Genomic DNA, 20,662 nt, shown 5'->3' with positions numbered 1-20,662 from the left:
GCAGCAGGCCAGGGGCGCAAGCCCGTTTCAGGGAATGCGCGAACCGCTGGCAGGGGGTGGAGCCCCCGTTGGGGCTGGTCGATGACATCGCACGTCACCCGGCACCAGCCGTACCGCGCGGAGGGAACAAGGCATACGCTGGCCATGTTTTCCCCGCATGGAAACCATTGCCGACGAATTATCCCGCGACACATACCTTCCGCTTGGCGTGATGGGCCTGCGCCTTGGCCTTGCCCTGATCTGCGGTGCCATTGTGGGGCTGGAGCGTGAATGGCACCAGCGCGCGGCCGGCTTCCGCACCCATATTCTCATCTGCCTTTCCGCCGCAACACTGGCCATAGCCGCCGTCGAGATGACGCATCTGCAGACCTTCAGTTCCGACCGGACCCGTATCGATCCCCTGCGCCTGATCGAAAGCCTGACCAGCGGTGTTGCTTTTCTGGCCGCCGGCACCATCGTCTTTTCACGAGGCGAGGTGCGCGGGCTGACAACCGGTGCCGGCATGTGGCTGGCCGGAACGATCGGTCTGGCGGCTGGGCTTGGTTTCTGGCAGCTGGCGGGCCTTTCGACAGTCTTCGCCCTGCTGGTTCTCTGGTTGCTGCGTCGCTTCGAACATCACCTTGGCCGCGACGAAAAGAAGGAGGAGAATGAAAGACAGGGGCGGCAGCATTGAACCCGACGTTGGCATTGACCAGTACATCAAGAGGCGAGGCTGTCGCATCTCTAACTGGCCCAACTGTCGCATTACTAAATAGCCGCTACACAGGTGTGTGGCGTAAGGCATCATCTGGATCGTGAACAAAAGATGATTTCAGCAACCTAAACGCGAAATCCCAATATTAGGGGGTTCGCATGAAATTGAAATGGAATATCGATCGCAAGCTTTTGCTTGTGATCCTCTCTCCTCTCGCAAGGGCTGCTTCGTCTGCTCTTGTAGGTTACCTGACGGCGAAGGGAGTTCCGGCAGAACTTGTCGGCCAGTTTGCCGATTTGATCGGCGGCGCTGGCGTCATTGCTTTCAATGTCTGCTGGGAACTGATCGACCGCCGCAAGGCGGAAACCCGCGCTGCCATGCGGGTTATCAACGATCTCGCTCCGACGGGGTCGGCTCGATGAGCATCTTTTCGGCGATTGGTAGTCTTGTCGGTGGTCTCTTCGGCAGTAAGAAGACCACGACGACAAGCACAAGCTATGTTGACTATGATAGGATGGTTCGGGATGCTAGCGCTGCTGGCTTCAATCCCCTGACCGCTCTTCGCAATGGTGGCTCTGCCGGTTTTTCCACCACCACCACCACAAGCCCGACTGCTTCGCAGATACCTGGCGCGCTTGCCTCTCTCGGCGGCGCGCTCGGTGAAGCCTTCGAAAAGAAGACTGATCCGCTGGAGCAAAAAAAACGCCAGTTGGATACGGCGCTCGTTGACTATCAGCTTCGGCAACTCAGAGAGGGGCCGAAAGCGATGCCGGGGCAGTTGTACCCGGCATCTCAGACGACTGGCGTCAAAGTTTCATCCTTCGGAAAAAAGGATGATGGGGCGTTCATCGGGCCTCCCATGCCTGAGCACCTGAAGCTTGATAAGCCTATGCCGATGTACGTGACCGTTATCGATGATAACGGCAAGCGTCATCGGATGGTCAATCCTGAGCTTCCTGATCTCGATCAGATGATTGTGCCGACTATCGGCATTGTCAGGTCTGAAGGGGCGCAAGCCGTTACCCGTGCTCCGAGTTGGTGGGACAGTTGGACCTTTCCCGGACCTAAGGAGCGCCCTGCGGGTGTTCCTGCAGGGCAGGGCAGGTGGGGGCGGTATCAGCGTCCTTAGGCGATGAAAACCCCCCCTAAGATCGCAATCACGATGAAGAAAAAGCCGATTCGATAGATCGTAACCATAGGTTCCCCATGTCCTCAGACGTCAAAAAAAGCGTTCGCTGCTCTGGTTGTGAGCGGCGCGCGCAAAAACTCAAAGAAGCATCAATGAAGGTCTGGCGCAAGGTCCAGACCCTGAAGAAGGGCAAGCGCAAATGAGACTGAGTGCAAACGAAATTCGCGACATTGCGCGCACGAATACCACACCGATTTCCATCGCGCGCTCGGTGCGACAGATCAATCAGATCGTTGCAACGTCCATGCCTGCCGGCAAGATGGTTCCGGTTGCGGCGTTTCCGCTGCTGCGTGAAGATCAGCTGCGGAATTCCATGATCCATTGCAAGGTGGATTTGATGGAAACGGCCGAGGTTATCAAGAACGGCATTCAGGTTCGGTTCATGGCCTATTTCGTGCCGTTCCTCGCCTTCGAGCGTTTCAACGGCGGCATGGATGAATTCAACCGTGCTTACATGAAACAGAATATCGCTGACGGCTCCACCGTCACGCCGTTCTTCAACACGATGACGGCGGGGCCGGTCGGCTCCATCGCAATTCACAAGTATCTTGGCTTTCATGCCGCGCCGACCGACGTGATCAATACGGCCTATATCGAGGCCTATAACCTGATCTGGAATTTCCGGGCGCGGAATCGCTCGGAAACGCTGTATCAGGCGAAGAAGCGGGCAATGACCGCGACGGCGCTTGCGCCCGCCTTCTGGCAGCATGAACAGTTCAAGTATGTTGTCCCTGATTGGGATGATGTCGCGATGGAGGGTTCAGTTGATCTGAGCTTCACCAGTGCAAATATCCCTGTTCAAGGTATTTTGAAAATGAACACAACGTTCGGTACGGCGTCGGTGTCCGGGCGTGATAGCACTGGTGCGGCTGTCACGTATGCTCCGGGAGCGCCGTTCAACGCGGCGAATGCGAATGAGTTTTTCGCGGCGAAGTCTAAGACCGTGGGCGGTGTGAGCGTGCCGGATATCTTTGTCAGTATGGCAAATGCTGGCGTCAAGATTTCGCTCGCGAATATTGAGCTTGCCAAGCGTACACAGTGGTATGCGAACCTGAAGGCGCAATTCGAAGGCATCCCCGATAACTTTATCATCGACCTGTTGATGCAGGGCGTTTCGGTGCCTGATCAGATGTGGAAACAGCCAATTCTGATTGCCGACAAGACGGAGATTGCTGGCGTCGAAAAGCGGTGGGCGACCGATGGCGCGAACCTGACCGATGCCGTTGTCAACGGCTCGGCCTTCTGCGATCTCGATATGGTGCTGCCGCGCACGCCTACGGGCGGTATCGTCATGATCGTTGCCGAAATCCTGCCGGAACAGCTTTTCGAGCGCGGGCGCGATCCGCTGTTGTTCACTGCCGATCCGGCAACGCTTCCCAATGCGATGCGGGATGATCTGGACCCTCAGAAGGTCGAACGCATGTCCAAGGGCGAAATCGACACAAGCCATGCGGACCCGAACGGGCTGTTCGGATACCGTCCCCTTAACTGGAAATGGCAGATGTCGAATACCCGCATCGGCGGGAAGTGGTTCAAGTCGGCGCCCGACAACACGTTCAACGAAGAACGGCAACACTTCTGGACGGTGGAGGTGGCAAACCCTGCTTACAACTCGGATTTCATGATTTCCGAGACGTTCAACACGCTGCCTTTCGTCGTCACCAATCAGGATATCGGTGAAGTGCAGCTGCAGGGAACGGCGATCATCGAAGGCAACACGCAATTCGGAACGCGTCTGCTCGAAAACGATAACGCGTATGCCGAAGTCCTCTCCCAGGTCGATCAATCGAGGCTGACGAAGGGGGTTTAATCCTCCTTCTGGCCGTCCTCTTTTCACGGAAAAATCAGATGCAGAAGCTCAACATGATTCAGGCATTCGCGGAACTGCCGGAGGGCACTGACGCGACATTCCAGCACCCGCAAGGGCAGGCCGAACAGGCCCGCTTGATCAAGATGCGCGTCAATGCGCCTCAGGCGGTCAATCTCTACATTACGCCCGTCCAGATCGATGAAGAAACCGGCGAAGTCACGTCGCATGATGAAGCCGGGTCGATCTTCCTTGCGCACGTCGCGGCGGGTTTCGATCAGATCGAATTCTTTTACCGGGGGTCGTTCTGCCTCGCGGCGCTCGGCGGTTCGATCTGGCTGGATACCTCCGACAATACGGCCTTCAGCGTCGAGGCGTCGGATTACTCCAGCTATGCCCGCCTCTGGGAGCGGGAGGAGCGCGATCCGCGCATTCTCGAAATCGAACGTGCTGCACGGCACAATCAGGAAATGTTGCTTCGCCAGATGGCGGAAGATCGTGCGGCCTTTGCCGCGCAAATGGCGCAACTCGCTGAAAAGGTGACCCCGAATGTCTCTGCGTCTTCAGCTTCTGGAAATCTCGGAACGGCAGGCGCTGGCCCGCAAGGCTCCACCGGCGACGGTGCAGGCGATCCGGCAATCGATGCAGCGGCTTCGGGAGGAGATGAGGGGGAACCCAATGCCGACGCCTGATTATCGCAACATCGATCCGGCGACGGTCTATCCTCGTGCACTCCAAGCCATGCGCAATCCGGGTTTTCTCAAGTCTCCCAGGTATCAGGAACAGCAGACGCGAGCTAATCGCGTCGGCGCCCATCCGCATATTCTGGAGTTTTCAGACAAGCTCGTCAAAAGGGGGGCTGCGCTCGGCATCCCTCTTTTCGCTCATTGCATTGTGCGCACGTTTGACGAACAGGCGGCGGCCTTTGTTCTCGGGCATTCGAAAGACCATCCCGACGATGGTCTTTGGCCGCATCGGTGTGCTGCTGTGGATATCATCCACGGCACCTTAGGCTGGATGGATCAACCGAACATTCCCCATGCATGGGATGTGATCGGCCACCTGGGCCACGAAGTCGCCCGCTCCATGGATATCAAAATCACATGGGGCGGTGATTGGGACGGTGACGGCGACACCATGGATAACCGGCTTTACGATCCTGCTCACTTCGAGCTTTCGAACTGGCGACAGATTGCCATTTCAGGCGACAAGTATTGGTCTCCGCACGGTGCCTCCGGGACCGTGGAGCGCTAGCGAGCCAAAGGCCGGAGGCCGTAGCCTCTTCAGCAACATTTCAGGGAGTGGAAGCGCTGCTTAACCGGCAACGGTGAAGCGCGCCTAAACGTCCACTCCCGCCTCATAAGCAAAGCGAGCGTCCCGGCTTCCGGGGCGGTCGATCCTGCGCGCCTACACATCTCCTCGCGTGTGTGTAGGCGCGCGCCCGCATCCTCCCTTGTCTAAATGTGCATTTACTGACTGCGGCTGCTTCCGGAGAGAAATCATGTGTATATCACCAACGCTGTTGAACGATGGCCAAACAGCCGCATGTCGAAAATGCTGGCAATGTCTCGAACACAGAGTAGATAACTGGGTTGGTCGATGCATTGCCGAAAGTAAGACAAGCGTTACATCTGTTTTCATCACCCTGACCTATGGAAGGGACGAAAACGGGAACGAAAGCCATGCTAGATCGGCTATCTTGACTTACTCCGATGTGCAAAATTATTTCAAGCAACTGCGGAACCGGAAACTCAAATTCCGGTATCTCGTTGTTGGTGAGATCGGCAAAAAAAAGGGCCGCACTCACTGGCACATCGTAATTTTCTTTCAAGAAAAGCTTCCAGATGGGTTTTGGGACTACGGGGGCAACTCGTGGCACCGCGAGAAACGCGAACAACGTGCGTGGGTCCCTCTCGTCTGGAACAGGCGCTTTAATGAGCCCTGTTGGCCGCATGGCTTTAGCCAATGGGACCCGCTCCACGCGGGCCATACAAAGGGCGGTGTGCGGTACGCATGCAAATACATCAACAAAGACGTTGATGACGAAAGCGCCCAATCAAAGCTCTGCATGTCGAAAAATCCGCCAATCGGCGCGCTGTATTTCGAACAAAGAGCGCAACGCTTCGTAGATGAGGGCTTAGCCCCACAAGACGGAATTTATACGTTCCCAAACGAAGCTAAACGCAGATCAGACGGAAAGCCGGTGAAATTCCGGCTGGCTGACAAGTCCTCCGATTTGTTCTGCGAAAACTTCATACGCAAATGGCGGGGGTTCCCTCGGATTGGGTACGAGGGGCCGCCGTCGCTTCCAAGGGGGTGGCACTACCCCGAAAGCGAATATGTCCAAGAGTATGAAGACAGGCTAACCCGTGAATATTGGGACCGCGAAGCGGACGAATTGGAGCGCCGCGTTCGGCCCGCCATGCGTTGGCCGTTCGCGCCTCCTGCGGGTTATGCCGACAAAGATATCGAGTGGACGGCAACGCCACTTGGTTTGCCCCTTGGTCCGACGATTCGGACGCCTATGGGGCCTATTTGGTACTGTCCAGATGAAAAGGGAACAAACGCATGGCGAAGCAAACACACAGGCAACGTGTGGCAAGAGAAGCCAAGATATCAACCGAAACCAGACCGCTGCGCGGCGCGGACCCAATCGCAATGGGTCGAGTACCTCGCGCGGCGCTGGGTGTTCTGGATAAGCCGCTCGTCGGCGTCTCTCGGTCGGTGGACAACCGGCAAGACGCCATCCGCGAGCGGCACGCCCGTCTGGCTCAAATTGCAGATGAGTTGACGCGGGAGCTCACCCGCAAGGGCAGGGCGCTGCACGACGACGCGCACCGCAAGGCGTCTGCACCCATGGAACAAAAGGCACGGCCTAATCAGGTCCGTGTCAGCGATTACGGCTCTTTGAGCCGGACGCGGCCAAACACGAAAACGGGGGTGGTTCATGAGCACGATAAAAAGAGTTCACCGGAAAAGGTGCGCGAAAACCCCACGTGTAAAGAAAGGCCGTCGTCTAATCGCGGATCAGGCGGCAGCCGTGCATTCATCCCATGGTGCAAAATAAAGCGCTGAAACTGATTTGCGGCTGTTGCAAAAAACCGCAAATCAGTTCACGCAAATGGTGGGGCTGAGAGATGCTCAAAGCTCCGAAAACGCAACTCGCGTTAAGGGTGCAGGATTTACATTTGTTCACGGTTCGTGCGGCCTTTGCAGCATAAGGCATCTTATGGAACAGTCCGGATCAACCGCCGGGCTGGAAGCGTGCCACCAGCGCATGGCGGTCGCCCGGATAGGTGAAGCGGACGAAGGTGACGGGGCCATCCGCGCCCCAGGTGCGGCGTTCGATGACGAGGCAGGCGGCGTTGCGGGCAATTTCCAGCTTCGCAGCGACCTCCGGCGAGGCGGTGACGGCCTGGATGCGGTGCTCGGCGGCGTTCCACGGGACGCGGCTGATCAGGAAGGCGCCGGGCGGCGTCCGGCCGAAATCCTCGCCTTCCGCCTCCGGAACAGTGGCAAGGTTGATCAGCCGATGCTCCAGGCAGAAGGGGCGCCCGCCGGCCAGATGCACGGCCAGGCATTCCAGCACTGCGCCGCCTCCCGTCAGTTCCATCAGCGCGCAATCCTGCCTCGTGGCGCTGCGGCGCGTACAGGCGTCCAGACGGTAGCCATAAGGCAGGTTGAGGGAGCGCACCTCCGTCTCGATGTCGTGGATATCGAGCACGGCCGACTGTGCCACCGGCTGTGCGACGAAACTGCCGGACTTCTTGCGTCGCTCGATCAGGCCGCCACGTGCCAACTGTGTCAGCACCTTGTTGGCCGTCATGCGCGAGCAGCCATACTGGGCGGCGAGATCCACCTCGAAAGGCAGGCGGTAACCGGGCGGCCACTCGCCGGAGAGAATGCGCCGCTCCAGATCGCCCAGGATGCGGCTGTGCAGCGTCTTCTCTTTTTCCATGTTCATTGGGCCAGCAGTTCCCGCATCACCGTTTCGAAGCGGCGGCTTATCGCGTCGCGCTTCCTGTGGCGACCCTTTTCCACCAGCTTTCTGCCTGAAATCCAGGTGCTGTCCACGCCGACACCGCCAGCGAAGATCCAGTGGTCGAGAATCTGGTTCCCGCCGAGATAGGGTACCTCGGAGACATCGAGCGCAACGAGGTCGGCGCTGGCGCCGGCCACGATGCCGGCTGTCGCGCCGAGGGCCCGTGCGCCACCGGCCAACGCCCGGTCGAACAGCTTGCGCCCGGTGGAGCCATTGGCATCGGCAACCACGTTGCGGGCCTTCAGCCCGAGGCGCTGCGAATATTCCAGCTGGCGCAGTTCCTCGGCCACTGAAATGCGGATGTTCGAATCCGAACCGATGCCGAGCGCCCCGCCGGCATCGAGATAGGCCGCGCCGGTGAAGATGCCATCGCCCAGATTGGCCTCGGTGATCGGGCAGAGGCCCGCCACGGCACCGGTTGCCGCCATGCGGGCCGTTTCCGTTTTCGTCATGTGGGTGGCGTGGATCAGGCACCAGCGTTGGTCGACCGGCGCCTCGTCCAACAGCCATTCGACCGGACGGCGACCGGTAGCCGCCAGGCAATCCTCGACCTCCTTCACCTGCTCGGCGACGTGGATATGCACCGGCCCCTCGCCGGCCAGTGGCAGGATTGTCGACAGTTCCGTGGCGGTGACGGCGCGCAGGCTATGGGGCGCGATGCCGAGACACGCGCCGGAGATGCGGGCCGTCAGGCTGCGGCAGGCCTCCATCTGGCGGGAAAAAGCGTCCAGCGAATGGATGAAGCGACGCTGCCCTTCGCCGGGGGCGGCCCCGCCGAAACCGGAATGCGCGTAGAAGACCGGCAGCAGCGTCAGGCTGATGCCGGTCTCCTGGCTGGCGGCGGCGATGCGCTCGGCCATTTCGGCAATATTGGCATAGAGCCCGCCATCCTTGTCGTGATGCAGGTAGTGGAATTCCCCTACCCTGCCGAAGCCGGCTTCCAGCATCTCCATGTAGAGCTGCGCGGCGACCGCTTCCATCTGGTCCGGGGTCATGGACAGGGCAAAGCGGTACATCAGCGTGCGCCAGCTCCAGAAACTGTCGGCGCCCGGCCCGCGCACCTCCGCAAGGCCGGCCATGGCGCGCTGGAAGGCGTGACTGTGCAGGTTGGGCATCGTCGGCACCAGCACGCCATGACGCTCGTCGCCCGCCTCGGCCGGTATGCCGGCTTCGATGGCAGCAATCCGACCGTCCTCGATTGTCAGCCGTACATCGTTTCGCCAACCCTCTGGCAATAAAGCGCTTTTTGCATGGATGGCCTGCATTCCGCCTGTCCCTTCCCCGTTTCGCTTCAAAATTCCCCTTGCGAGATGGCTATAATGTATATACATGTTTTCATCACAAGAGAAGGCGAAAGACCGATGGCAGGGGACGATTTTTCACCGAAATCACAGGATGCGCCGAGGCTTGCGCTGTGGCGCAATGCGCGTCTTGCGACGCTGAAAGCAGGGGATGGGCTGGGTCTCGTCGAGGACGGCGCGGTGCTGGTGCGCGATGGACGCATAGCCTATGCCGGCCCCTTGTCCGAGCTTCCGGAGGTGCTTTGCGCAGGGGTGGCCGCCGTGGATTGCAAGGGCCGCTGGCTGCTGCCCTCCTTCATCGATTGCCACACGCATCTGATCTATGGCGGCAACCGGGCGATGGAATTCGAGATGCGGCTGGCAGGTGCGACCTATGAGGAAATCGCCCGCGCCGGTGGCGGCATCGTCTCCTCGGTCACAGCCACCAATGCACTGGGTGTCGATCAACTGGTGGAAGCCGCCCTGCCCCGGCTTGATACGCTGATCGCGGAGGGTGTCTCGACTGTCGAGATCAAGTCCGGTTATGCGCTCACCATCGAAGGCGAGATCAACATGCTGCGCGCCGCCCGCCAGCTGGAAAAGATCCGCCCCGTGCGCATCGTCACCTCCTGGCTTGCGGCCCATGCCACGCCGCCGGCCTACAAGGGCCGCAACGGCGATTACATCACCGATATCGTCATCCCGGGCCTGCGTGCCGCCCATGCCGAAGGCCTTGTCGATGCGGTCGATGGTTTTTGCGAGGGCATTGCCTTTTCGCCGGCGGAGATCGCCCGTGTCTTCGATGAGGCCAAAGCGCTGGGATTGCCGGTCAAGCTGCATGCCGAACAACTGTCCGATCTGAAGGGCGCGACACTTGCCGCTTCCTATGGTGCGCTGTCTGCCGATCATCTGGAATATCTGGCAGACGAAGATGCAGCCGTGCTGGCTGCGGCCGGCACCGTCGCCGTTCTCCTGCCGGGCGCCTTCTACACGCTGCGCGAAAAACAATTGCCGCCGATCAAGGCGCTGCGGCAGGCGGGCGCCTCGATCGCGCTTGCGACCGACAGCAATCCCGGCACCTCACCGCTCACCTCGCTGCTGATGACCATGAACATGGGCGCCACCCTGTTTGGGCTGACGGTGGAGGAATGCCTGGCAGGTGTGACGCGCGAAGCGGCCCGCGCGCTTGGCCTTCTCTCCGAAACCGGCACGCTGGAGGCCGGCAAGGCTGCCGACTTCACGCTCTGGGACATCGAGCGTCCCGCCGAACTTGTCTACCGCATCGGCTTTAACCCGCTCGTCCAGCGGGTCTGGAACGGCCGCATCACCTCTGCCTCTGCAGGAGCCTCCGCATGACCATTACCCTTCACCCCGGCCGCGTGACGCTCGCCGAGCTTGCGCAGATCTACTGGACCGGCGAAGCCGCCGTGCTGGACCGCAGCTTTGATGCCGGCATCGAAAAGGCCGCGGCGCGTATCGCCCAGATCGCTGCCGGCAACGAACCGGTCTACGGCATCAATACCGGCTTCGGGAAACTCGCCTCGATCAAGATCGATGCGGCAGACACGGCGACACTGCAGCGCAACCTCATTCTCTCGCATTGCTGCGGGGTCGGCCAGCCGCTGCCGGAAACAATCGTTCGACTGATCATGGCGCTGAAGCTGATCTCGCTCGGGCGCGGTGCGTCCGGCGTGCGGCTCGATCTCGTACGCCTGATCGAAGGCATGCTGGAAAAGGGTGTCACGCCGCTGATCCCGGAAAAGGGATCGGTCGGCGCTTCGGGTGATTTGGCGCCGCTTGCCCATATGGCCGCCGTGATGATGGGCGAGGCGGAGGCCTTTTATCAGGGCGAGCGTCTGTCCGGCGCGGAAGCCCTCGCCCGAGCCGGCCTTAAACCGGTGGTGCTGGCCGCCAAGGAAGGTCTCGCGCTGATCAACGGCACGCAGGCTTCCACTGCGCTGGCACTTGCCGGCCTGTTTCGTGCTCATCGCGCGGCTCAAGCCGCATTAATCACCGGCGCGCTATCGACCGATGCGGCCATGGGCTCCTCTGCCCCCTTCACCGAAGACATCCATACGCTGCGTGGCCACAAGGGCCAGATCGATACGGCCGCAGCATTGCGCGGCCTGCTGGAGGGTTCGGTGATCCGCCAGAGCCATCTGGAAGGCGACGAGCGGGTGCAGGACCCCTATTGCATCCGCTGCCAGCCGCAGGTGGATGGCGCCTGCCTGGATCTTTTGCGCATGGCCGGCCGCACGCTGGAAATCGAAGCCAATGCGGTCACCGACAACCCTCTGGTGCTGTCGGATATGAGCGTCGTGTCCGGCGGCAACTTCCACGCAGAACCGGTGGCCTTCGCCGCCGACCAGATCGCCATTGCCGTCTGTGAAATCGGGGCGATTGCCCAGCGCCGTATCGCCCTCCTGGTCGATCCCGCCCTCTCCTATGGCCTGCCGGCCTTCCTCGCCAAGAAGCCGGGTCTGAATTCCGGCCTGATGATTGCCGAAGTCACCTCTGCGGCGCTGATGAGCGAGAACAAGCAGATGGCGCACCCGGCTTCGGTTGATTCGACGCCCACGTCTGCCAATCAGGAAGACCATGTCTCCATGGCCTGCCACGGCGCGCGGCGCCTCCTCCAGATGACCGACAATCTCTTCTCGATCATCGGCATTGAGGCGCTGACGGCCGCACAAGGCGTGGAATTCCGTTCACCGCTGACAACGAGCCCGGAGCTGCAGAAGGCGATCGACACCCTGCGCAGTGCCGTGCCGACATTGGAGGAAGACCGCTACATGGCGCCGGATCTGGCTGCGGCCTCCACGCTCGTCGCCGACGGGTCGCTGGTGGCCAGCGTCTCGACGGATCTCCTGCCTGGACTGGATGTGTAAGAACATGACCGCCCCCTTCACCGTCACCCGCGGCACCTCGCCCGTCATCCTCGCCTTCCCGCATACCGGCACCGAGGTTCCGCCCGCGATCTGGGATCGGCTGAACGACAATGGAAAGCTGCTGGCCGATACGGACTGGCACATCCATGAGCTTTATGCCGGCCTGCTGCCGGATGCCACGACAGTGCGGGCCAGCTTCCATCGCTACGTGATCGACGCCAATCGCGATCCGTCGGGAACGAGCCTCTATCCTGGGCAGAACACCACCGGCCTCATTCCGGAAACCGATTTCGATGGCAAGCCGATCTGGAAGGATGGAGAGCAGCCGACGGAGGCGGATATTGCCGAACGGCTCGGAGGCTTCCACGCGCCTTATCACGCAGCGCTTGCCGTAGAAATCGAACGGGTGAAGGCGCTGCATGGTGTCGCCGTTCTTTATGACTGCCATTCCATCCGCTCGCTGATCCCCTTCCTGTTTGAAGGCCGGCTGCCGGATTTCAACATCGGTACCGACATGGGGCGCACCTGTGATCCGGCCATCGAGGCGGCAGTTGCCGATATTGCCGCGGAAGCTGACGGTTACACAAGCATCGTCAACGGTCGTTTCAAGGGCGGCTGGACGACGCGTCATTATGGCAAGCCGGACAAGCACGTACATGCGATCCAGATGGAGCTTGCGCAGATCAGCCATCTCTCGACCGAAGCGCCGCCCTTCGCCTATGACGAAGCGAAGGCCGGGCGGCTGCGGGAATATCTGAAAGCCATTCTGGAGCGCATCGAAAAGGTCGCGTTTCAACTGAAACAAAAGGGGGAATAACCATGACCAACCCGCGCCACAATATCCGCGAGGTCCGCGCCGCAACCGGGACAGAACTCTCCGCCAAGAGCTGGATGACGGAAGCGCCGCTCCGGATGCTGATGAACAATCTCGATCCGGATGTCGCCGAACGCCCGCATGAACTGGTGGTGTATGGCGGCATCGGCCGGGCGGCCCGCACCTGGGACGATTTCGACAAGATCGTCGAGACGCTGAAAACGCTGAGCGAAGAGGAAACGCTGATCGTCCAGTCCGGCAAACCGGTCGGCGTGTTCCGCACCCATAAGGATGCGCCGCGGGTATTGATCGCCAATTCCAATCTGGTGCCGCATTGGGCGACCTGGGACCACTTCAACGAGCTGGATAAAAAGGGGCTTGCCATGTACGGCCAGATGACGGCCGGCTCGTGGATCTATATCGGCACGCAGGGCATCGTGCAGGGCACCTACGAGACCTTCGTGGAAGCGGGCCGCCAGCATTATGGCGGCAACCTGAAGGGTAAGTGGATCCTGACCGGCGGTCTCGGCGGCATGGGCGGAGCACAGCCGCTCGCCGCCGTCATGGCCGGCGCCTGCTGCCTTGCCGTCGAATGCGACGAGACCCGCATCGATTTCCGTCTGCGCACGCGTTATGTCGATGCAAAGGCGCATACGCTCGATGAAGCGCTCGCCCTGATCGACCAGTGGACGAAGGCCGGCGAGGCAAAATCGGTCGGTCTTCTTGGCAATGCCGCCGATATTTTTCCGGAACTTGTCCGACGTGGTGTGAAGCCCGATATCGTCACCGACCAGACCTCTGCGCATGACCCGGTCCACGGTTATCTGCCGTCCGGCTGGAGCGTCGCCGAATGGCGCGCGAAGCAGGAGAGCGATCCAAAGGCGGTGGAAACCGCCGCCCGCGCCTCGATGAAAACCCATGTGCAAGCCATGGTCGATTTCTGGAACATGGGCATTCCGACGCTCGATTACGGCAACAATATCCGCCAGGTCGCCAAGGAAGAAGGTTTCGAAAACGCCTTTGCCTTTCCCGGTTTCGTGCCGGCCTATATCCGACCGCTGTTTTGCCGCGGCATCGGCCCCTTCCGCTGGGCGGCACTCTCCGGCGATCCGGAAGACATCTACAAGACCGACGCCAAGGTGAAGGAGCTGCTGCCCGATAACAAGCACCTGCACAACTGGCTGGACATGGCGCGCGAGCGCATTGCCTTCCAGGGCCTGCCGGCCCGCATCTGCTGGGTGGGCCTTGGCGATCGCCACAAGCTCGGTCTTGCCTTCAACGAGATGGTGCGCAACGGCGAACTGAAGGCGCCGGTGGTGATTGGTCGCGACCACCTCGATTCGGGGTCTGTCGCCTCTCCCAACCGCGAGACCGAAGCGATGAAGGATGGCTCGGATGCCGTGTCAGACTGGCCGCTTCTGAATGCGCTCCTGAACTGCGCCTCGGGCGCCACCTGGGTCTCGCTGCACCACGGCGGTGGCGTCGGCATGGGCTTTTCCCAGCATTCCGGCATGGTCATCTGCGCGGACGGAACCGATGATGCGGCCCGCCGGCTGGAGCGTGTGTTGTGGAACGATCCGGCAACCGGCGTCATGCGCCACGCGGATGCGGGCTACGAGATCGCGCTCGACTGCGCGACGGAGAAGTGCCTGCGCCTGCCCGGCATCCTCGGCAACTGATGATGCAGATCCTCAAGGCTCAGGATTACAGGCGCATGCCCTGGAAGAACGGCGGCGGCGAGACGGCGGAAATCGCTATCTTTCCGCCGGGCGCCGGGCTCGACAATTTCGACTGGCGTATCAGCATGGCGACGGTCGCCACGGACGGCTCCTTCTCGGCCTTCCCCGGCGTTGATCGCACGCTGACCATTCTCTCCGGCGGCGGCATTCTGCTGGAAACCGAGGGTGAGGCGGCCATTGCCCTCAATCGCATGGCCCCGCCGCATGCCTTTGCGGCAGACCGTGACAGTTTTGCGGTGCTGCTGGATGGCAGCGTGATCGATCTCAACGTGATGACCCGGCGCGGTGTCGCATGCCACCGCGTCGAGCGCGCCTCGCTGCCGCTCGATCTGGCGCCTGCACCCGTGCTGAGGGCGGTGTTCTGCACCACGGGGCGGGTGTGGCTGTCGGACGGTACGGCGCGGACCGAGCTGGCAACCTGGGACTGCGTGCTGGTGCCGTCCGACGATCCTGCCGTGTCTTTCGATGGTTGCGGCGGTATCCTGCTGGTCACCATCGAGGATCGCGCCGGTTCGCTCTGACATCCGGTCGAGGTCCTGTCGATCTCGGCGCGGCCCCTGCCCGCCTCAGCTACTGCGGCGATGCAGCAGCGTGAAGCGGGTATCGATCGTCGCATGGGCCGGTGTCTCATGGCCGGCCAGATGCTCGATGATCAGCCGCGCCGCTTCCTTGCCGATCAGGTCGCCGGAGGGGCGGATGGTGGTAAGGGGCGGATTGCAGGCGGCGCTGAAGCTGAGATCGCCGAAGCCCACCACCGCCAGCCTGTCCGGCACGGCAAGGCCGAGCCGCTCGCATTCGAACAGCACGCCCAGCGCCACATGGTCGTTCGAGCAGGTCACCCCGTCGGTGGAGGGGTGCTGCTGCAGTGCCTCGGCAATCAGCATGGCGCCGACCTCCGCCGAAGCGGGTGCCGGATGCTGGATGACATCCACGCAGACACCGGCCTCCTGCGCCGCCGCAATGAAGCCGTCGCAGCGCAGCCGCGCACGACGGTCCTCGTGCATGCGCGCCCCGAGATAGGCGAGATGCCGCCGGCCCTGCTGGATCAGATGGCGCGCGGAGGCCGCTCCCACCTGCTGGTGATGAAAGCCGATGGCCGTGTCGATCTGCGGCCCGCCGAGTTCCCAGATCTCGATCACCGGCACGGTGGTCTTGCTCAGCATGCGCCGGGTGGCATCGCTGTGCGAGAGGCCGGTCAGCACGATGGCCGCCGGCGCCCAGGACAGCGCCGTGCGCACCAGATCCTCCTCCTCGCGCTCGTCATATTCGGTATGGCCGAGGATCACCTGCAGACGCTCCCTGCGCAGCGCCGCCTGCATGGCAGACACCGTTTCGGCGAAGAAGGCGTTGCGCACCGACGGCACGATGATGGAGACGGCGCGCGACGATGCCGCGGCAAGTCCGCCTGCCACAAGGTTCGGCACGTAATTGAGTTTGTCGATGGCCCGTGCAATCGCACTGCCGGCGCTTGCAGATACCGCCTCCGGCCGACGCAGGTAGAGCGAAACGGTCGAAGGCGAAACCTTGGCCAGTTCCGCCACGTCGGCCATGGTGATGCTCTGCATCTTGCGACGGCGTCGCACCGGACGCTCGTGTTCCGGCCTGATCTGGTCTGCCATGTCTCCCCCACGTAGCGCTACGATGGGAAAATCTACTCTTTTCCCCGTGTGACAGCAATCGGATTTTCCACAATATGTCACGTACTTGATGTAAAATAACGCTAATTTCCGCGATAGGCATGCCATTCTGCACTTCGTTTCTCGAAAAACAGATAGGGCATTGCATTTATCAATCGTAGCGCTATGATCCGCGCCATTGGAATGCGGCAGGGGGAGGATCGCCCCTTGTGTAGGGGAGGAACGAATGGCGTCTGTCAGCCTTCGCAAACTTGAAAAGAGCTACGGCTCGCTCAAAATCGTCAAGGGTATCGACCTGGACATTCAGGACGGCGAGTTCGTCGTCTTCGTCGGCCCTTCGGGCTGCGGCAAGTCCACGACGCTGCGCATGGTCGCGGGCCTCGAATCGATCAGCGGCGGCGAGATCCGCATCGGCGAGCGCGTCGTCAACAAGCTTGCGCCGCGCGAGCGAGACATCGCCATGGTGTTTCAGGATTACGCGCTTTATCCGCACAAGACCGTGCGCGAGAACATGGGATTCAGCCTGAAGGTGCGCGGCGTGTCCATGAAGGATGCCGAGGGTCGCATCAACGAGGCGGCCGAGATGCTCGGCATCGCGCATCTGCTTGACCGTCGTCCCGGCCAGCTTTCCGGTGGCCAGCGCCAGCGCGTCGCCATGGGTCGCGCCATCGTGCGCCGCCCGCAGGTCTTCCTGTTCGATGAGCCGCTGTCCAACCTCGATGCCAAGCTGCGTGGCCAGGTGCGCACGGAAATCAAGCGCCTGCACCAGCAGATCGGCACCACCATCATCTATGTCACGCATGACCAGGTCGAGGCCATGACGCTGGCCGATCGCATCGTCATCCTGCGCGGCGGCGATATCGAGCAGGTCGGCACGCCGGACGAGGTCTACAACCAGCCGCAGAGCGTGTTTGTCGGCGGCTTCGTCGGTTCGCCGGCAATGAACTTCGCCCGGGCGAAGGTCGATGGCGATGCTCTTTCCTTCGCCAGTGGCGATCGCCTGCCCTTGGCGCAGCTGGCGCGTGGCCGGCAGGGCGCCATGGCCGGTCGCGATCTGATCGTCGGCATCCGTCCGGAGCATTTCGTCACCGTGGCCGATCCGGCCATGACGCTGACCGCGAGGGTTCAGGTCGTCGAGCCGCTCGGCTCCGATACGCTTGTGCATTTCCTGATCGGTTCGGACATGCTGACGGCGCGCCTGCCGCCGGAAATCCGTCCGGAGCCGGGCGCGGAGCTGCATCTCGGCCTCGATCCGTCGAAGGTTCATCTGTTCGATGCCGCAACGGAGCGTGCCATTCACTGAGATCGCGCAGGCCGCGCCAGGGGCCCGGCCTTCGCCGCAAGTCGTCAATGCTCCGCACGCGGGGGAGTTGGAGCCCGCGCAAAGGCTGTCACTCTGGGAGGTTCCATGAAAAAGACATTGCTCACCGGCCTGCTGTTTTCCGCCAGCATGCTTGCCCTGTCGGCTCCGGCGTTTGCCGAAGAGCTGAAGGTCTATATTTCCAGCCAGCACCAGCCGCAGGTCTGGCGCCAGGTGCTCGACAAGTTCGAGGCAGCCAATCCCGGCACGAAAGTGACGATCGAGACCGGCGGCAACACGTCGGAAGCGCAGGCCCAGTACCTCAACACCATCATGTCGGCCAAGGACTCCTCGCTCGACGTGCTGATCCTCGACGTCATCCGCCCGGCGCAGTTCGCCGCGGCCGGCTGGACGAGCCCGTTCGAGGGCAAGGACATGTCGGTTTACCTGCCGGCCTATGCCGAAGCCAATACGGTGGACGGCAAGGTCGTGGCGCTGCCTGCCTTCGCCGATTCGATGTTTCTCTACTACCGCAAGGATCTCCTGGAAAAATACGGCATTGAGCCCCCCAAAACCTGGGACGAGCTGAAGGCGGCCGTCAAGAAGATCAATGGCGGCGAAAACAATGCCGACCTGCAGGGCCTCTCCTTCCAGGGCAAGGCGATCGAAGGCGCGGTCTGCACCTTCCTGCTGCCCTACTGGAGCCAGGGCAAGTCGCTTGTCCAGAACGGCAAGCTGACCTTCGACAAGGATGCCGCCGTCAAGTCGCTGAAGCTGTGGAAGAGCTTCGTTGATGAAGGCATTTCCAAGAAGAACATCGCGGAGGTGGCGACCGACGATACCCGCAAGGAATTCCAGGCCGGCAACGTCGTCTTCGCCGTCAACTGGTCGTACGCCTGGGCACAGTCGCAGGGCAAGGATTCCGCCGTGGTCGGCAAGGTCGGCGTGACGCGTCTCCCGGCCATGGCCGGCGGCGACCAGGCCACCTGCCTCGGTGGCTGGGAATGGGGCGTTTCCGCCTATTCCAAGCATCAGGAAGAGGCCAAGAAGCTGGTGGAATATCTCTCCAGCCCGGAAAGCTCCAAGTTCATGGCAATCAACGGTTCGCTGCTGCCGACCTATCCCTCGCTCTATCAGGATGCCGAGGTTGTGAAGGCCGCGCCGTGGTTTGCCGATGCCAAGCAGGTTGTCGAAACCGCCAAGCCGCGTCCGGTCACGCCGCGCTACAACGAGGTCAGCGAAACGATCCGCACCACGGTGAACGCCGTGCTGGCCGGCGTCATGACCCCGGAAGATGGTGCGACCCAGATCGAGAGCCGTCTGAAGCGCATCCTGCGCTGAAGGCTGCGCCCTCAAACATGACCGGAAGGGGCGCGGTTTTTCCGCCCCTTCCCTCCTGGACATTGAACGGCGCGGCCATTTCCGCTGCGCCGACGGATGTCCGTTGACTGATGACCCTAGCGCCGGAGTTGCGACGGTGACCACCTCCACCCTCACCACCACCCAAAGGATCGAAAAAGAGCCGCCCGCCTGGACCAGGATGCTGGACCTGAGCGACCGGGCGCTGGCCGTTCTGCTTCTGGCGCCGGCCGCGATCCTGCTGTCGCTGATCATCGTCTATCCCGTGGCGCGGCTGGCCTATACCAGCTTCTTTTCCCTGTCGCTGACCTCCGGTCTGCCTGCCGAATTCGTCGGCCTCGAGAACTACCAGCTGATGATCGAGGATCCGGTCTTCTGGGAAACCACCTGGAACACGGTGCTGATCACGCTGATCACCGTGCCCGGCGCGCTGGTGGTCGGCATGGGGCTGGCCCTGCTTGCCAACCTGCCCTTCCGCACGCAATGGCCGGTGCGTCTTTCGCTGCTCATCCCCTGGGCGCTGCCGCTCTCGTTTGCGGGCCTGATCTTCGCCTGGTTCTTCCATTCCGAATATGGCGTGGTCAACGATGTGTTGAACCGCTTCGGCATCGAAGGCGTGATCTGGTTCAACTCTCCGGACCTCGCCTTTGCCGCGATCTGTCTGACGATCATCTGGAAGACCTCGTCCTTCATGGCGCTGATCATCCTCGCCGGCCTGCAGACCATTCCGCGCTCGCTCTACGAAGCTGCGGACGTGGATGGCGCCGGGCGCCTGCGCCAGTTCTTCGAGATCACGTTGCCGCTCCTGAAACCGGCGATCGTCGTTGCGCTGATCTTCCGCACCATCACCGCACTGCAGACCTTCGACATTCCCTACATGATGACCGGCGGCGGCCCCGGCACCTCCACGGCGACGCTCGCCATGTACATCCACCAGAACACCGTCTCCTTCCTCGACCTCGGCTACGGCTCGGCGCTGGCGGTCGTGATGTTCCTGCTCTCCATGTGCGTCACCGTCGTCTACCTGCGCATCATCCGGACCAAGGAGTAAGCCATGAGCCACGTTACTGCTGAAGGCCCCGCATCCTTCTTCTCCGGCAAGCCGCTGCGCTTCATTGCGGCCACCATCCTCCTGGTCAACGGCATGTTCCCGGCGCTGTGGATCCTCTTCACCTCGCTGAAGACCGAAGCGGAGCTGACGGTAAAGCCGATCACCTGGTTTCCGCATGCCCCGACGGTTGCCAACTACATGCAGGCCTTTTCCGACCAGCCGTTGCACATCTTCCTGTTCAACAGCTTCATGGTGGCGTTGTTGTCCACCTGCACGACACTGCTGGTCTCCGTATTGGCGGCCTATGCGCTGGCCCGGCTGAACCTCAAATACCGGGGCCTCATTCTGTCGGCCATCATTGCGGTCTCCACGTTCCCGCTGGTGACCTTGCTGGTGCCGCTCTTCGAGATCATGCGGGCGCTGAACCTGCTCAATACCTGGATCGCGCTGATCCTGCCCTACACGGTGCTCTCGCTGCCGGTCTGTACGCTGATGCTCGTCTCCTTCTTCGAAGGCATTCCGCGCGACCTCGAAAATGCCGCGATGATCGATGGCTGCACGCGGCTTGGCGCGCTTTTCAAGGTCGTCGTGCCGCTCTGCGCGCCGGGTGTCTTCACGGCGGGCATTCTCGCCTTCGTCAATGCCTGGGACGAGTTCCTGCTGGCGCTGTCCTTCAACTCCAATCCGGCGCTCAGAACCCTGCCGGTCGGCATCCAGCTTTATCAGGGCGAATTCGCCTTCCCCTGGCCGGTGATTTCCGCAGCCCTCGTCGTCGGCATCGTGCCGGTCGCGATCCTTATCGTGATCTTCCAGGAGCGCGTCGTCTCCGGCCTCACCGCAGGCGGCATCAAGGGATAACGCG

19 protein-coding genes and 1 pseudogene are annotated in these 20,662 nt (G+C 61.5%); 17 read left to right on the top strand and 3 right to left on the bottom strand.

The genetic code is table 11. From position 1 onward, the window contains the following. Nucleotides 1-157: 157 nt before the first annotated feature. The 8 genes and pseudogenes from KLP42_RS17960 (at nt 158) to KLP42_RS17925 (ending at nt 6,765) form a co-directional block, all read left to right on the top strand. Nucleotides 158-673: an MgtC/SapB family protein gene (locus KLP42_RS17960; protein ID WP_215568323.1), complete on the top strand. Its 516-nt coding sequence runs from the start codon at nt 158-160 to the stop codon at nt 671-673. A 179-nt stretch (nt 674-852) separates the two neighbouring features. Then, the gene (locus KLP42_RS17955) at nt 853-1,116 is read left to right on the top strand and encodes a Pam3-gp28 family putative phage holin (RefSeq protein ID WP_215568322.1); all 264 of its coding nucleotides are present in this window, start codon (nt 853-855) and stop codon (nt 1,114-1,116) included. Beyond that, nucleotides 1,113-1,823 (top strand): hypothetical protein, encoded by a 711-nt coding sequence (locus tag KLP42_RS17950; protein ID WP_215568321.1) that lies wholly within the window; start codon nt 1,113-1,115, stop codon nt 1,821-1,823. The genes KLP42_RS17955 and KLP42_RS17950 overlap by 4 nt, the downstream gene beginning before the upstream one ends. 199 nt (nt 1,824-2,022) lie before the next feature. Then, nucleotides 2,023-3,693 carry a major capsid protein gene (locus tag KLP42_RS17945; RefSeq protein ID WP_215568320.1) on the top strand — a complete coding sequence of 557 codons (1,671 nt, stop codon included), beginning with the start codon at nt 2,023-2,025 and terminating at the stop codon, nt 3,691-3,693. Nucleotides 3,694-3,731: 38 nt separating this feature from the next. After that, nucleotides 3,732-4,382, top strand: a complete 651-nt coding sequence (locus tag KLP42_RS17940; protein WP_215568319.1) for a hypothetical protein — start codon at nt 3,732-3,734, stop codon at nt 4,380-4,382. Beyond that, a complete protein-coding gene (locus KLP42_RS17935; RefSeq protein ID WP_215568318.1) occupies nt 4,369-4,944 on the top strand; it encodes a hypothetical protein in 576 nt (191 codons plus the stop codon). Before KLP42_RS17940 ends, KLP42_RS17935 begins: the two co-directional genes overlap by 14 nt. A gap of 247 nt (nt 4,945-5,191) precedes the next feature. Further along, nucleotides 5,192-5,665 (top strand): annotated as a pseudogene (locus KLP42_RS27405) (rolling circle replication-associated protein); the annotation flags it as partial. Nucleotides 5,666-6,258: 593 nt separating this feature from the next. Continuing rightward, on the top strand, nt 6,259-6,765 hold the full coding sequence (locus tag KLP42_RS17925; protein WP_215568316.1) for a hypothetical protein: 507 nt from the start codon (nt 6,259-6,261) through the stop codon (nt 6,763-6,765). Between the two features lie 169 nt (nt 6,766-6,934). On the opposite strand, the gene hutC is transcribed toward KLP42_RS17925, so the two are convergent. Continuing rightward, the gene (hutC, locus tag KLP42_RS17920; RefSeq protein ID WP_215568315.1) at nt 6,935-7,654 is read right to left on the bottom strand and encodes a histidine utilization transcriptional repressor HutC; all 720 of its coding nucleotides are present in this window, start codon (nt 7,652-7,654) and stop codon (nt 6,935-6,937) included. Continuing rightward, nucleotides 7,651-8,997 (bottom strand): formimidoylglutamate deiminase, encoded by a 1,347-nt coding sequence (locus tag KLP42_RS17915; protein ID WP_215568314.1) that lies wholly within the window; start codon nt 8,995-8,997, stop codon nt 7,651-7,653. The genes hutC and KLP42_RS17915 overlap by 4 nt, the downstream gene beginning before the upstream one ends. A 96-nt stretch (nt 8,998-9,093) precedes the next feature. On the opposite strand from KLP42_RS17915, the gene hutI reads away from it, so the two are divergent. From hutI to KLP42_RS17890, 5 genes are read left to right on the top strand one after another with little or no spacing between them, the layout of a single operon-like run. After that, entirely contained in the window at nt 9,094-10,368 is a 1,275-nt protein-coding gene (gene hutI / locus KLP42_RS17910; RefSeq protein WP_215568313.1) for an imidazolonepropionase, read from the top strand. Continuing rightward, nucleotides 10,365-11,900 carry a histidine ammonia-lyase gene (gene hutH, locus KLP42_RS17905; RefSeq protein ID WP_215568312.1) on the top strand — a complete coding sequence of 512 codons (1,536 nt, stop codon included), beginning with the start codon at nt 10,365-10,367 and terminating at the stop codon, nt 11,898-11,900. Before hutI ends, hutH begins: the two co-directional genes overlap by 4 nt. Before the next feature lie 4 nt (nt 11,901-11,904). After that, nucleotides 11,905-12,717: an N-formylglutamate deformylase gene (gene hutG / locus KLP42_RS17900; RefSeq protein ID WP_215568311.1), complete on the top strand. Its 813-nt coding sequence runs from the start codon at nt 11,905-11,907 to the stop codon at nt 12,715-12,717. A gap of 2 nt (nt 12,718-12,719) precedes the next feature. After that, complete coding sequence (hutU, locus tag KLP42_RS17895) at nt 12,720-14,393, top strand: urocanate hydratase (protein ID WP_215568310.1); 1,674 nt, start codon at nt 12,720-12,722, stop codon at nt 14,391-14,393. Then, complete coding sequence (locus KLP42_RS17890; RefSeq protein WP_353844890.1) at nt 14,393-14,974, top strand: HutD/Ves family protein; 582 nt, start codon at nt 14,393-14,395, stop codon at nt 14,972-14,974. Before hutU ends, KLP42_RS17890 begins: the two co-directional genes overlap by 1 nt. 45 nt (nt 14,975-15,019) lie before the next feature. Here KLP42_RS17890 and KLP42_RS17885 read toward each other — a convergent pair whose 3' ends face one another. After that, nucleotides 15,020-16,072, bottom strand: a complete 1,053-nt coding sequence (locus KLP42_RS17885) for a LacI family DNA-binding transcriptional regulator (protein WP_252193072.1) — start codon at nt 16,070-16,072, stop codon at nt 15,020-15,022. 244 nt (nt 16,073-16,316) lie between these two features. Between KLP42_RS17885 and KLP42_RS17880 the strand changes: the two genes are divergently transcribed. The 4 genes from KLP42_RS17880 (at nt 16,317) to KLP42_RS17865 (ending at nt 20,658) form a co-directional block, all read left to right on the top strand. Further along, nucleotides 16,317-17,393 (top strand): ABC transporter ATP-binding protein, encoded by a 1,077-nt coding sequence (locus KLP42_RS17880; RefSeq protein WP_215568309.1) that lies wholly within the window; start codon nt 16,317-16,319, stop codon nt 17,391-17,393. 105 nt (nt 17,394-17,498) lie between these two features. Then, nucleotides 17,499-18,731 (top strand): ABC transporter substrate-binding protein, encoded by a 1,233-nt coding sequence (locus tag KLP42_RS17875; RefSeq protein ID WP_215568308.1) that lies wholly within the window; start codon nt 17,499-17,501, stop codon nt 18,729-18,731. Between the two features lie 199 nt (nt 18,732-18,930). After that, on the top strand, nt 18,931-19,800 hold the full coding sequence (locus KLP42_RS17870; protein WP_215568367.1) for a carbohydrate ABC transporter permease: 870 nt from the start codon (nt 18,931-18,933) through the stop codon (nt 19,798-19,800). A gap of 3 nt (nt 19,801-19,803) precedes the next feature. Continuing rightward, nucleotides 19,804-20,658: a carbohydrate ABC transporter permease gene (locus KLP42_RS17865; RefSeq protein ID WP_215568307.1), complete on the top strand. Its 855-nt coding sequence runs from the start codon at nt 19,804-19,806 to the stop codon at nt 20,656-20,658. Nucleotides 20,659-20,662: the final 4 nt, after the last annotated feature.

This window comes from Rhizobium sp. CSW-27 (assembly GCF_018760785.1).
Classification (GTDB): domain Bacteria; phylum Pseudomonadota; class Alphaproteobacteria; order Rhizobiales; family Rhizobiaceae; genus Neorhizobium.
Note: the sequence above shows the minus strand (reverse complement) of the source record. Positions and strands in the feature narration are given on the sequence as shown.

Coding starts and splice junctions, on each gene's coding strand:
- KLP42_RS17960 (WP_215568323.1), top strand. CDS start 158: ATGGAAACCATTGCCGACGAATTATCCCGCGACACATACCTTCCGCTT.
- KLP42_RS17955 (WP_215568322.1), top strand. CDS start 853: ATGAAATTGAAATGGAATATCGATCGCAAGCTTTTGCTTGTGATCCTC.
- KLP42_RS17950 (WP_215568321.1), top strand. CDS start 1,113: ATGAGCATCTTTTCGGCGATTGGTAGTCTTGTCGGTGGTCTCTTCGGC.
- KLP42_RS17945 (WP_215568320.1), top strand. CDS start 2,023: ATGAGACTGAGTGCAAACGAAATTCGCGACATTGCGCGCACGAATACC.
- KLP42_RS17940 (WP_215568319.1), top strand. CDS start 3,732: ATGCAGAAGCTCAACATGATTCAGGCATTCGCGGAACTGCCGGAGGGC.
- KLP42_RS17935 (WP_215568318.1), top strand. CDS start 4,369: ATGCCGACGCCTGATTATCGCAACATCGATCCGGCGACGGTCTATCCT.
- KLP42_RS17925 (WP_215568316.1), top strand. CDS start 6,259: ATGGCGAAGCAAACACACAGGCAACGTGTGGCAAGAGAAGCCAAGATA.
- hutC (WP_215568315.1), bottom strand. CDS start 7,654: ATGAACATGGAAAAAGAGAAGACGCTGCACAGCCGCATCCTGGGCGAT.
- KLP42_RS17915 (WP_215568314.1), bottom strand. CDS start 8,997: ATGCAGGCCATCCATGCAAAAAGCGCTTTATTGCCAGAGGGTTGGCGA.
- hutI (WP_215568313.1), top strand. CDS start 9,094: ATGGCAGGGGACGATTTTTCACCGAAATCACAGGATGCGCCGAGGCTT.
- hutH (WP_215568312.1), top strand. CDS start 10,365: ATGACCATTACCCTTCACCCCGGCCGCGTGACGCTCGCCGAGCTTGCG.
- hutG (WP_215568311.1), top strand. CDS start 11,905: ATGACCGCCCCCTTCACCGTCACCCGCGGCACCTCGCCCGTCATCCTC.
- hutU (WP_215568310.1), top strand. CDS start 12,720: ATGACCAACCCGCGCCACAATATCCGCGAGGTCCGCGCCGCAACCGGG.
- KLP42_RS17890 (WP_353844890.1), top strand. CDS start 14,393: ATGATGCAGATCCTCAAGGCTCAGGATTACAGGCGCATGCCCTGGAAG.
- KLP42_RS17885 (WP_252193072.1), bottom strand. CDS start 16,072: ATGGCAGACCAGATCAGGCCGGAACACGAGCGTCCGGTGCGACGCCGT.
- KLP42_RS17880 (WP_215568309.1), top strand. CDS start 16,317: ATGGCGTCTGTCAGCCTTCGCAAACTTGAAAAGAGCTACGGCTCGCTC.
- KLP42_RS17875 (WP_215568308.1), top strand. CDS start 17,499: ATGAAAAAGACATTGCTCACCGGCCTGCTGTTTTCCGCCAGCATGCTT.
- KLP42_RS17870 (WP_215568367.1), top strand. CDS start 18,931: ATGCTGGACCTGAGCGACCGGGCGCTGGCCGTTCTGCTTCTGGCGCCG.
- KLP42_RS17865 (WP_215568307.1), top strand. CDS start 19,804: ATGAGCCACGTTACTGCTGAAGGCCCCGCATCCTTCTTCTCCGGCAAG.